Raw genomic sequence first — 11,260 nt, 5'->3', positions numbered from 1 at the left:
CGCCGGGATCGGCGACAGGAAGCTCGAGCACTATGGCGAAGAGCTGATCGCGCTGGTGCGGTCGAGTTCGTGAGGCGCAACCGGCTGCGCCTATGGTCCCGCGCCCTTCAGCACGTCGTCGACGGCCTGGCCCAGCCGGTCGGCGATCATGTCGATCTCGCCCTCGCTGGTGATATAGGGCGGCGCCAGCACGACATGGTCGCCGAGGCGGCCGTCGATGGTGCCACCCATCGGATAACAGGCCAGTCCAAGCTCAAAGGCCCGCGCCTTGATGCGCGAATGAAGCTTGAGCTCCGGATCGAACGGCGTGCGCGTTGCGCGATCGGCGACCAGCTCGATGGCCTGGAACAAGCCGCGTCCCCGGATGTCGCCGACGTGCCGATGGTTGCCGAAGCGCTCGGTCAGCCGCCGCTCCAGCCGCGCGCCGCGCGCCTTGACCTGGTCGAGCAGGTTTTCCTCGGCGATGATCTTCTGCACTTCCAGCGCGGCGGCGCAGGCCATGGGATGGCCCAGGTAGGTATGACCGTGCTGGAACGTACCCGAACCGCTGCGAATGGTGTCGACGATTTTTGCCGTCGCGAGCATTGCGCCGATCGGCTGATAGCCGCCGCCGAGGCCCTTTGCGATGGCCTGGATGTCCGGCGCGACGCCCTCCTGCTCGCACGCATGCAGCGTGCCGGTGCGGCCCATGCCACACATCACCTCGTCCAGGATCAGCAGGATGCCGTGGCGGTCGCAGAGCTCGCGCACGCCTTTGAAGTAGCCGGGCACGGCGGTGAGCACACCCGCCGTGGCGCCGCCTACCGTCTCGGCCACGAAGGCCATCACGTTTTCGCCGCCCAGGCGGTCGATGGCATCGGACAGCTCGGCCACCAGGCGCTGGCCATACTGCTCGTCGCTCTCGTCCTCGCGCCGGTCGCGGTACGCGTAGCACGGCGACACATGGGTCACGTCGATCAGCAGCGGCTTGAACTGCTCGCGCCGCCAGGCGTTGCCGCCCACGGCCAGCGCGCCCAGCGTGTTGCCGTGGTAGCTCTGATGGCGGGCGATGAAGTGCTGCCGCTGCGGCTGGCCGATCTCGACGAAGTACTGGCGCGCCATCTTCAGCGCGGCCTCCACCGCTTCGGACCCTCCGCTCACGAAGTACACATGGCTCATGCCCGCTGGCGCCGAATCGATCAGCACGTTCGCCAGCTCCTCGGCCACCTCGGTGGTGAAGAAGCTGGTGTGGGCGTAGGCCAGCTGGTCGATCTGCGCGTGCATCGCGGCCAGCACATCGGGGTGCCCATGCCCCAGGCATGACACGGCCGCGCCGCCCGAGGCGTCGAGGTAGGTCTTGCCGGACTGGTCGGTCAAGGTGATGCCGTGGCCGCTCACGGCGAAGGGCATGGGGCGGTGCAACTGACGGTGGAAGACGCGGGTGGAACTCATGCGGCAAAGAACGAAGTGGCGAACAGCAATTCAGGCGCAGTGTAGGCAGCGTGGGCGCCCCGGGAAAAATGCCTTTTTCACCCCCGTCCATGCCTTTCGGTTATGGCCTTCCCATGAGTTCGCGGCATGGGCGTTGTCGCGATTGGCATTTTTCGACCGGCCGCGCTGTCCCTACAGTTCGGCCCATGAACGCTTTGTCCCCACAGCGCCCCCACGTGTGCGTGCTCGGCGCCGGCATCGTCGGTCTGGCGTCGGCCTGGCAGCTGCGGCGCGAGGGCTTCGAGGTCACCGTGGTCGATCGCGCACAGGCTGGTGCCGGCGCGAGCGCGGCCAACGGCGCACAACTGAGCTACGCCTACGTGCAGCCGCTGGCCGATCCCGGCATCTGGCGCCAGCTGCCCAAGCTGCTGTTCGCCGCCGACTCACCGCTGAAGCTGCGCCTGCAGCCCGACCCGCACCAGTGGGCCTGGGGCCTGCAGTTCCTCGCCGCCTGCCGCGCCAGCGTGTCGCAGCGCACCACGGCCAGCCTGCTGGCCCTGGCGGCCGAGAGCCGTGCAGGCTTCGAGCGCCTCATGGCCGAGGAACGCGTGGCCTGCGACTTCTCCGCCACCGGCAAGCTCGTGCTGTATGCGGACGAGGCCAGCTTCGCCGCCGCGCGGCGCCAGATGGCGCTGCAGCAACAGCTCGGCAGCGTGCCGCAGCACGCGCTCTCACCGAGGGAATGCGTGGCGGTCGAACCCGCGCTGGCGGGCTACGCACCGCGCTTTGCGGGCGCCATCCACACCCCGAGCGAGTGCGCGGCCGACTGCCATCAGCTCTGCCTGGAGTTGCTTCGCCTGCTGCGCGCGCAAGGCGTGCGTTTCGAGTTCGACACGCCCGTCACGCGGCTCGTGCGCTCGGCCGACCGCATCGTGGCGGCCCACACCCCGCGCGGCGAGATCGAGGCCGACGCCTTCGTGGTCGCGCTGGGCACCGCCTCGCACCCGCTGGCGCGCACCCTGGGCCTGCGCGTGCCGGTCTACCCGCTCAAGGGGTACAGCCTCACGCTGGACGTGAGCGATGCACCCGGCGCGGCGCCACGCGTGAACGTGACGGACGCCGCCCGCAAGGTGGTGTTCGCGCGCCTGGGCTCGCGCCTGCGGGTGGCCGGCATGGCCGAGCTGGTGGGTGAGAACACCCAGATCCCGAGCGACCGCATCGATTCGCTGGTGGGCAGCGCGCGGGCGCTGTTCCCCGAGGCCAGCCGCTTCGACAACCTGCGCCCCTGGGCCGGCCTTCGGCCCGCCACACCCACCGGGCTGCCGGTGCTGGGGAGGTTGCGCGCGGGGCCCGGCAACCTGTGGTTCAACACCGGGCACGGTGCGCTGGGCTTCACGCTGGCCTTTGGCAGCGCGCAGCGGCTGGCGGCGCAGTTGCGCCAGAGCGGCCTCTGAAGTTCAGCCGGCGGTCTCCAGCAGCGCCTGCTGCATGCAGCGCGTGAACGCCCGCGTGGTGAGCGAATTCGGCCGGGCGGTGGGCCGCAGCATGCGCACCGTGGTCGGCACGGTGGGTTCGAGGCGGAGCACATCGACCTTGGCGGGGTCGGCCGAGGCCGCGGTGCAGCTCTCCACCATGGCCACGCCCACGCCGTGGTGCGCCAGCGCCAGCGCAACGTGGTAGGTCTGGACGGTCATCACCTCCTGGAGTCCAGCGCCGCTGTCGCGCACGGTGTGGGCCAGCAGCAGACCCAGCGGGTCCTGGCCGTCGAGGGCGATGACGGGCAGCCGGGAGAGCTGGGCCAGTGTGATGGTGCCGGCCTTGACCTGGCGCGCGGGCAGCAGGCCTTTGGGCACGACGCACACCACGTGGCGGTCGGCCAGTTGTTCCTGCACGAGCGCCGGGTGTGAGACCGCGCTGAAGACGTAGCCCACGTCGGCTTCCTGCAGCACGAGGGAGGCAATGATCTGGGGCGAGTGCAGCGCTTCGTGGTGCACGCGCACGGAGGGATGTTTCTCGCGGAACAGGCGCATGGCGCGCGGAAACACTTCGTAGCTCAGGGCGAGCACGGTGAGCACGCGCAGCTCGCCCTTGCCGCGCCCGGCCTTGAGGCTGGCGGAGAGCCGTTGCACTTCGTCAAGCTGGGCGAACAGGCGCTCGATGTGCGGGTACAGGGTCTGCGCCTCGGCGGTGGGCCGCAGGCGCCCACCGACGCGCTGAAACAGCTGGAAGCCAAGCTGGATCTCGGCGTGCTGCAGCGTGCGGCTGACGGCGGGCTGCGTGACGTTGATCATGCGGGCGGCGGCGCTCACGCTGCCGGTGAGCATCACCGCGTTGAAAACTTCGATGTGTCTGAGGCGCATGGAGGGCTATTGTTCACCATGTTTTTCGCCGGCTGGAGCGGCCCGACGACCCAAGAGGTCGAGGAGAGAGAAACCAAGAACTCAGGCAGCCCGCCGAACCCGGAACCAGGCCGCGTACATCGCCGGCAAAGCCAGCAAAGTCAGCACCGTCGCCACGATGAGCCCCCCCATGATCGCCACCGCCATCGGCCCCCAGAACACACTGCGGGACAAGGGAATCATCGCCAACACCGCCGCCGCCGCCGTCAACACGATGGGCCGCATGCGCCGCACCGCCGCCTCCACGATCGCGTCCCAGGCCGGCACACCGCGCGCGCGGTCCTGCTCGATCTGGTCGATCAGGATGACCGAGTTGCGCTGGATCATCCCCATCAGGGCGATCACCCCCAGCAAGGCCACGAAGCCGAACGGCCGGTTCAGCAACAGCAAGGCCCCCGCCACCCCGGCCATCCCCAGAGGCCCGGTCAGGAACACCAGCATCGAGCGGCTGAAACTCTGCAATTGCAGCATGAGCAGCGTGAACACGATGAACAACATCAAGGGCACGCCCACCACGATCGACGCCGAGCCCTTGCTGCTTTCCTCCACCGCACCCGCCACCTCGATGTGGTACGCACCGAGGCCCCGAGCGGCCCAGCTGTCGCTGATCGCCTTGAGCTTCGGTTGCAACTGCGCCGTCACCGTCGCACCCTGCAGGCCCTCGACCACATCACCCTGCACCGTGATCGCATAGTCGCGGTTCTCGCGCCACAAGACGCCAGGCTCCCAGTCGAACACCGGCTTGGCGATCTGCAACAGCGGAATCGCCTGCCCGCTCGCCGTGGGCAGGTAGGCATTGGCCAGGCTGGTGATCGCCTCGCGTTCCTCCAGCGGCTGGCGCAGCACGATGTCGATCAGCTTGTCGCCGTCGCGGTACTGGCCCACGGTGGTGCCCGAGAGCAAGGTGCGCGAGGCCTGTGCAATCGACTGGCTCGACACGCCCAGCGCACGCGCCTTGGCCTGGTCCACCTCCAGCCGCAGTTTCTTCACCGACTCGTTCCAGTTGTCGTTCACGCCCCGCATGTTCGGGCTCTCGCGCATGGCCTGCTTGACCTCGTCGGCCAGGCCGCGCAGCACCTGCGGGTCGGTGCCGACCACGCGGAACTGCACCGGGTACGGCACCGGCGGGCCGTTGGGCAGCAGCTTCACGCGGCCACGCACCTCGGGGAATTCGGTCGCCAGCAGGGCCGGCAAGGCCTTGCGCAGGCGCTCGCGCGTCTGCAGATCGTGCGGCAGCACGATCATCTGCGAGACGTTGGTCTGCGGGAAGATCTGGTCCAGTGGCAGGTAGAAACGCGGCACGCCCGACCCCACCCAGGTGGTCACGCTGCGCACACCCTCTTCCTTCGCCAGCCGGGTTTCCACCCGGCGCGTCACCTCGTCCATGGCGGGCATGCTGCTGCCTTCGGGCAGCCAGATGTCCACCAGGATTTCGGGCCGGCTCGAGTCGGGGAAGAACTGCTGCTGCACCTTGCCCATGCCGACGATGCCGAGCGCAAAGGTCAGGATGGTCGCGCCGATGGTCAGCCATCGGTGCTGCACGCACCAGTCCACCACCGCGCGGAAACGCACGTAGAAAGGGCCGTCGAACACTTCGTGCGGCTCGCCCTCGGCGTGCGGCTTCACCTTGAGCAGCACCACGCCCAGGTAGGGCACGAACAGCACCGCCACCACCCAGGAGATGACCAGCGCGAGCACCGTGACCGCGAAGATCGCGAAGGTGTACTCGCCGGTGGTGGAGTTGGCCAGGCCGATGGGCAGGAACCCCGCGGCGGTGATCAGCGTGCCCGTGAGCATGGGCATGGCCGTGGCATCCCAGGTGAAGGTGGCCGCGCGCATCATGTCGTAGCCCTCTTCGAGCTTGCGCACCATCATCTCCACCGCGATGATGGCGTCGTCCACCAGCAGGCCCAGGGCGATGATGAGCGAGCCCAGCGAGATCTTGTGCAGGCCGATGCCCCAGTAGTGCATGGCCAGGAAGGTGATGGCCAGCACCAGCGGAATGGTGATGAACACCACCAGGCCAGGTCGCATGTCGAGCACGTAGCGCCTGAGCCCGCGTCCGCCCGGGCGGCGGTGCAGGCCCAGGGCCAGGAAGCTCACCGCGAGCACGATCACCACCGCCTCGATCAGCACCTTCACGAACTCGTTGACCGAGTTCGTGACCGCACTGGGCTGGTCCTGCACCTGGGTCAGCGCCATGCCCGCGGGCAGCGTGGCCTCGATGTCGGCCACGGTGGTCTTGAGCGCCTTGCCCAGGGCAATGATGTCGCCTCCCTTGGCCATGGAGATGCCCAGCGCGATGCTGTCGTGCCCGTCGTGGCGCACCAGCACCTGCGGCGGGTCCACGTACCCCAGGCCGATCTTCGCGATGTCGCCCAGGCGGATCTGCGTGCCGTTGGCCGCGCGGATCGGCATGGCGCGCAACTGCTCCACCGAGTTGAAGGCGCCGGCCACGCGCACCTGCACCACGTCCTGCGGCGTCTGCACCGCGCCGGCCGATTCCACCGCGTTCTGCTGCCCCAGCCCGTCCAGCACCTGCTGAAGGTTCAGGCCCAGGGTGGCCAGGCGCTTCTGCGAGACCTCGATGTAGAGCTTCTCGTCCTGCACGCCAAACAGCTCCACCTTGCTCACGTGCTTGACGCGCAGCAGGCGCTGACGCACGCCGTCGGCCACCTGCTTCTTCTCGGCCGGCGAAAAGCCATCGCCCTGCAGCGCGTAGATCACGCCGTACACGTCGCCGAACTCGTCGTTGAAAAACGGGCCCACCACGCCCTGAGGCAGGGTGCCGCGCATATCGCCCACCTTCTTGCGCGCGGTGTACCAGATCTGCGGCACCTCCTGCGGTGGCGCGGAGTCCTTGAGCTGGAAGATGATCAAGGTCTCGCCCGGCTTGGAGTAGCTGCGGATCTTGTCCGCATAAGGCACCTCCTGCAGCGTCTTCTCAAGGCGATCCGCGACTTGCTCGGCGACCTGTTCGGCGGTGGCGCCGGGCCAGTACGCCCGCACCACCATGGCGCGGAAGGTGAACGGGGGGTCCTCGTCCTGGCCGAGCTGGAAGTAGGCGGCCACGCCGAGCACCATCAGCACGATCATCAGGTAGCGGGTGAAGGCCTGGTGGTCCAGCGCCCATTGCGACAGGTTGAAGCGCGAGACCCAGGAGCCGGCTGGCTCGCCGGCGTTGTTCGTCGTCGGGGAGGCGTCGTTCATGCCGGGCCTCACTGCGTGGCGGCGGTGAAGCGCGTGACCTTCTGCCCCGGCGAGAGCACATGCACCCCGGTGGCGACCACCTCCTCACCCGGCTTGAGACCGGCCACGATGACCATCTCATTGCCGTCGGCGCCGGCCACCTGCACTTCGCGCGGCTGCACGGTGCTGGCAGCGGCGTCGAACACCCACACCGCCGAGCCCTGGCGGTCGCCCTGGTCGGAGCGCGTCAGCGCGCTGCTGGGCAACTTGATCACGGCGGGCGCGGTGCTTGCGCCACCCAGCGTCACACGGGCCGTGGCGCCCAGCGGCACCGCCGTGCCATCGGGCAGCGAGAGCTTGACCTGGTAGGTGCGCGTGGCCGCGTCGGCGCTGGCCGCCACTTCGCGCACCGTGGCCTCCAGGGGGGCTGCGTGACCCGGGGCTGCGCCCGCGCCGGCCCAGAGCCGCACCTGCGCTGTCGCACCGGGCCGGATCTGCGCCACCCGGTCTTCGGGCACGGCGATCACCACGTCGCGCGCGCCATCGCGCGCCACCCTCACCACCGGTGTGCCCGCGGCCACCACCTGGCCCACCTCGGCGTCGACCGACAGCACCACCCCCTCGCCATCGGCCAGCAGCCGCGCGTAGCCCGCCTGGTTGCCCTGCACCGCGCCCTGGGCCCTGGCCTGGCGCAACGTGGCTTCGGCCGATTGCAGGGTGGCCTGACGGCGCTCGATCTCGGCGCCGCTGACAAAACCCTGGGCCTGCAGATCCTGGTATCGCTTGAGATCGGCGGCGGCGAGGTCGCGCTGGGTCTGGGCCGCACTCACCTGGGCCTGAGCAGCCTGGCTGGAGAGCATGAGGTCCTGCGCGTCCAGTTGCGCCAGCAACTGCCCCGGCTTCACCCGCTGCCCGACTTCGGCCGGACGCTGCACCAGCTTGCCACCCACCCGAAAGCCCAGCCGCGACTCGCTGCGCGCCCTGACCTCACCGGCGTACTCGCTGCGCGTCACGACGTTGCCCATGCCCACGGTGAGCAGCTTGACCGACCGGATCGGCTCCTGCGGCGCGGGGGGGCGGGAGCAGGCCGACAGCACCAGGGCGGCGGTCGCGATCAGGACAAAATGCGGTGTTTTCATGGTGTTGCAGGCGGGTGCGGGGGTGGAAACACAGGGCGTGAAGGCGCGCTTTGGGCGCACTACACTAATGACTGACCGGTTAGTAACCAAAATTGTAGTTCAAATGCGTAGCACTTCTTCATGACAAAAGCGTCATCCAACGGGCCTGATGCAACGCCGCTGGGCTCGGGTGTCGGGCACTACGAGAACTTTCCCGTCGCCTCTTGGCTGTGCCCGCCGGCGCTGCGTCCGGCCGTCGCGGCCATCTACCATTTCGCCCGCACGGCCGACGACATCGCCGACGAAGGCGATGCGCCTGCGGCACAGCGCCTGGCCGATCTGGCGGCCTACCGCGCCGAACTTCACCGTTGCCTGCAACCCACCTCGCGCTCCACGCTGGAGATGCCCGAAGCGCGCTGGCCGGGCATCTTCCTGGCGCTGGGCAAGGCCGCGCGCCGGCACGCCCTGCCCGCCCAGTGCCTGCACGACCTGATCAGCGCCTTCGAGCAAGACGTGCGCCACACCGCCAGTGGCCACCGCTACGCCGATACCGCTGAACTGCTGGCGTACTGCCGCCTCTCGGCCAACCCCGTGGGCCGCCTGCTGCTGCACCTGTATGGGGTGCGAGACGCCGCTTCGCTGCGGCAGAGCGACCAGATCTGCAGCGCCTTGCAACTGATCAACTTCTGGCAGGACATCAGCGTGGACCTGCCGCGCGGGCGCTGCTACCTGCCAGCCGACGCCTTGCGGCGTCAGGACGTGGCGGTGGGCGACTTCGCCTCGGACAACGGTGCAAAGGAAGCCGCGATGCAGGCGGTGGTGGCCGAACTCTGCGCCGATGCGCGGGAGCGCATGCAGCAAGGCGCGCCCCTGGTGCACCGCGTGCCGGGCCGGGCCGGCTGGGAGCTGCGCCTGGTGGTCCAGGGCGGCCTGCGCATCCTCGATGGCATCGCCGCGCGGCATCACCGCAGCTGGCAGACCCGCGTGACCTTGCGCAAGGGCGACCTGCCCCGGCTGGCCTGGCGCGCGCTCTGGATGTAGTCAGGCGCCGCGGTCGACCCCAGACGCCGCCTCGGGCCGCGGGGCGGCTTCGTCGGCGGCCTGCGGCGCCACCGCCAGCGGCAAGAACACGTGGAAGGTGGCCCCTTGATCGGGGCGGGCGTCGGCCCAGATGCGTCCACCGTGGTACTCGACGATGCGGCGCACCAGCGCCAGCCCGATGCCTGCGCCTTCGAAGCGCGGGTCGCTGTGCAGGCGCTGGAACATGCCGAACAAGCGCTCCGCCTGCCCCGGCTCAAAGCCCACGCCGTTGTCGCTCACGTGAAACGCCGTGCCGTCGGGCAGCGCTTGCCAGCCCACCTCGATCTCGATCACCTCGCGGTGCGACGCGTACTTCACCGCGTTGTCCAGCAGGTTGACCCACACCTCGCGCAGCAGCACCGGGTCGCCCTGCACCGTCGGCAGGCCAGGCTGGATGCGCCAACGCAGCCGCTTCATGCCCGCGTCGATCGCCAGCGCCGCCACGGTTTCGTCCACCAGCGCGGCCATGTCCACCGCCCCCACTTTCATGCCCTTGCGGCCCAGGCGCGCGAACGAGAGCATGCCGTCGATGAGGTGCCTCATCTGCACCGCGGCGCGGATGATCTTGTCGCAGTACGGCAGGCCGCCCTGCGCGCTGCCCGCGCTCACCTCTTCCTTGAGCAGCTCGGCGAACCCGGCGATGTGGCGCAGCGGCGTGCGCAGGTCGTGCGAGAGGGCGTAGGAAAACTCCTCCAGCGAGCCGTAGGCTTCTTCCAGTTGCCGGGTGCGCATCAGCACCTGCTGGTTGAGGTCCTCGTTGCGCCGGTGGCGCTGTTCGATCAGGTTCTTGTACAGGGTCACGTCCTGCACCGAGAACGTGAGCGGCAGCGCCACGGCGTGCGTGCCCACGTGCGGCACGCCCCGGCATCGGACCCAGCGGCAGGCGCCGGTGGTGGTCACCACGCGAAACTCCACGTCGATCTCCTCGCCTGTGCGCAAGGCCGCGTCCAGCGTGGCCTGCAGCATGGGTCGGTCCTGCTCGTGGGCATGCGCCATGAACGCGCTCATGTCGTGCGCCTCGTCGTCGCGCTCGCGACCGAGGATGCGGTAGATCTCCGAGGTCCAGCGCGAGCGGCCGGTGTCTTCGTCGTGCTCGATGCGGCCCAGCCGCGCCAGCCGCTGCGCCAGTTCCAGCCGGCGCTGCAGGTCGGCCATGAGCAGCTCGCGCTGCTTGCGCTCGGTGATGTCCGTCTGGATCGACACATAGCTGGTCAACCGGCCCGCGGCATCCCGGATCGGCTCGATGTTGAGCGACACCCAGTACGGCTCGCCCGAGCGCTTGTAGTTGAGCAACTCGAAGTCGCGCACCGCCTGCCCCTGCCGCAGCATCGCGCCCAGGCGGGAGAGCGACAGGGCGCTGGTCTGCGGGCCATGCAGCAGCTCGGCGGGGCGGCGGCCCACGCATTCGTCCCGCTGCCAACCGGTGATGCGCGAATAGGCGGCGTTGACCCAGGTGATGCGGCGCTCCTCGTCGGTCACCACCACCATGTTGGAGGTGTTCTCCACGATCATCTCCAGCATCTGGAGGCGCCGCATCACGTCTTCGGCGGCCGGCATGGGCATCGGCGACATGGTCTGCTCCTCAGGCAAAGATGCCCACCGCCGTCTTCATGCTCTGCGACTGGTGGTTCAAGGCGTTGGCGGCCGCAGCGCTCTGCTCCACCAGCGCCGCGTTCTGCTGCGTCATTTCGTCGAGCCGCCCCACGGCGGTGTTGAGTTGCTCCATCTCGCGGGTCTGCTGCAAGGAGGCCGCGTTGACGGTGGTGATCAGCCGCGCCAGGTCGCTCACCTGCGCCACGATCTCGTTCATGCGCGCGCCCGTGGCTTCGACCTGGGTGGCGCCCTCGCGGATGCCGGCCAGGCTGCCGTCGATCAGTTCGCGGATTTCCCTGGCGGCGTTCGCGCTGCGCTGCGCCAGCGTGCGAACCTCGGTGGAGACCACCGCGAAACCCCGGCCCTGCTCGCCCGCCCGAGCGGCCTCCACGGCGGCGTTGAGGGCCAGGATGTTGGTCTGGAATGCGATGCCGTCCACGATGTCCACGAACTCCGCGATGCGGTGGCTCG

General features: G+C 69.2%; 8 protein-coding genes. 2 read left to right on the top strand and 6 right to left on the bottom strand.

The window, feature by feature from the left end; genetic code table 11:
- Positions 1-90: 90 nt before the first annotated feature.
- Positions 91-1,431 (bottom strand): aspartate aminotransferase family protein, encoded by a 1,341-nt coding sequence (locus KIT86_RS22235; RefSeq protein WP_297402459.1) that lies wholly within the window; start codon positions 1,429-1,431, stop codon positions 91-93.
- 185 nt (positions 1,432-1,616) lie between these two features.
- On the opposite strand from KIT86_RS22235, the gene KIT86_RS22230 reads away from it, so the two are divergent.
- On the top strand, positions 1,617-2,864 hold the full coding sequence (locus KIT86_RS22230) for a D-amino acid dehydrogenase (protein ID WP_297402457.1): 1,248 nt from the start codon (positions 1,617-1,619) through the stop codon (positions 2,862-2,864).
- 3 nt (positions 2,865-2,867) lie between these two features.
- On the opposite strand, the gene KIT86_RS22225 is transcribed toward KIT86_RS22230, so the two are convergent.
- The 3 genes from KIT86_RS22225 to KIT86_RS22215 all read right to left on the bottom strand — a co-directional run bounded on the left by KIT86_RS22225 (position 2,868) and on the right by KIT86_RS22215 (position 8,137).
- The gene (locus KIT86_RS22225) at positions 2,868-3,770 is read right to left on the bottom strand and encodes a LysR substrate-binding domain-containing protein (RefSeq protein ID WP_297402455.1); all 903 of its coding nucleotides are present in this window, start codon (positions 3,768-3,770) and stop codon (positions 2,868-2,870) included.
- An 81-nt stretch (positions 3,771-3,851) separates the two neighbouring features.
- Positions 3,852-7,019 carry an efflux RND transporter permease subunit gene (locus KIT86_RS22220; RefSeq protein WP_297402453.1) on the bottom strand — a complete coding sequence of 1,056 codons (3,168 nt, stop codon included), beginning with the start codon at positions 7,017-7,019 and terminating at the stop codon, positions 3,852-3,854.
- A gap of 8 nt (positions 7,020-7,027) precedes the next feature.
- Positions 7,028-8,137 carry an efflux RND transporter periplasmic adaptor subunit gene (locus KIT86_RS22215; protein WP_297402452.1) on the bottom strand — a complete coding sequence of 370 codons (1,110 nt, stop codon included), beginning with the start codon at positions 8,135-8,137 and terminating at the stop codon, positions 7,028-7,030.
- A gap of 120 nt (positions 8,138-8,257) precedes the next feature.
- Between KIT86_RS22215 and hpnC the strand changes: the two genes are divergently transcribed.
- Entirely contained in the window at positions 8,258-9,157 is a 900-nt protein-coding gene (gene hpnC, locus KIT86_RS22210) for a squalene synthase HpnC (RefSeq protein ID WP_297402450.1), read from the top strand.
- Here hpnC and KIT86_RS22205 read toward each other — a convergent pair whose 3' ends face one another.
- Positions 9,158-10,768, bottom strand: coding sequence for an ATP-binding protein (locus tag KIT86_RS22205; RefSeq protein WP_297402448.1), 1,611 nt, complete (start codon positions 10,766-10,768; stop codon positions 9,158-9,160).
- Positions 10,769-10,778: 10 nt separating this feature from the next.
- Positions 10,779-11,260, bottom strand: a 482-nt coding sequence (locus KIT86_RS22200) for a methyl-accepting chemotaxis protein (RefSeq protein ID WP_297402446.1), incomplete at its 5' end; no start/stop codon positions are given.

The organism is Hydrogenophaga sp., from assembly GCF_026125825.1.
In the GTDB taxonomy this organism is placed as follows: Bacteria; Pseudomonadota; Gammaproteobacteria; order Burkholderiales; family Burkholderiaceae_C; genus Hydrogenophaga.
This window is presented reverse-complemented; position numbering and strand designations above follow the sequence as displayed.

What these genes read in the sequence shown, in the direction of transcription:
- KIT86_RS22235 (WP_297402459.1), bottom strand. Translation starts at nt 1,431, where the DNA reads ATGAGTTCCACCCGCGTCTTCCACCGTCAGTTGCACCGCCCCATGCCC.
- KIT86_RS22230 (WP_297402457.1), top strand. Translation starts at nt 1,617, where the DNA reads ATGAACGCTTTGTCCCCACAGCGCCCCCACGTGTGCGTGCTCGGCGCC.
- KIT86_RS22225 (WP_297402455.1), bottom strand. Translation starts at nt 3,770, where the DNA reads ATGCGCCTCAGACACATCGAAGTTTTCAACGCGGTGATGCTCACCGGC.
- KIT86_RS22220 (WP_297402453.1), bottom strand. Translation starts at nt 7,019, where the DNA reads ATGAACGACGCCTCCCCGACGACGAACAACGCCGGCGAGCCAGCCGGC.
- KIT86_RS22215 (WP_297402452.1), bottom strand. Translation starts at nt 8,137, where the DNA reads ATGAAAACACCGCATTTTGTCCTGATCGCGACCGCCGCCCTGGTGCTG.
- hpnC (WP_297402450.1), top strand. Translation starts at nt 8,258, where the DNA reads ATGACAAAAGCGTCATCCAACGGGCCTGATGCAACGCCGCTGGGCTCG.
- KIT86_RS22205 (WP_297402448.1), bottom strand. Translation starts at nt 10,768, where the DNA reads ATGTCGCCGATGCCCATGCCGGCCGCCGAAGACGTGATGCGGCGCCTC.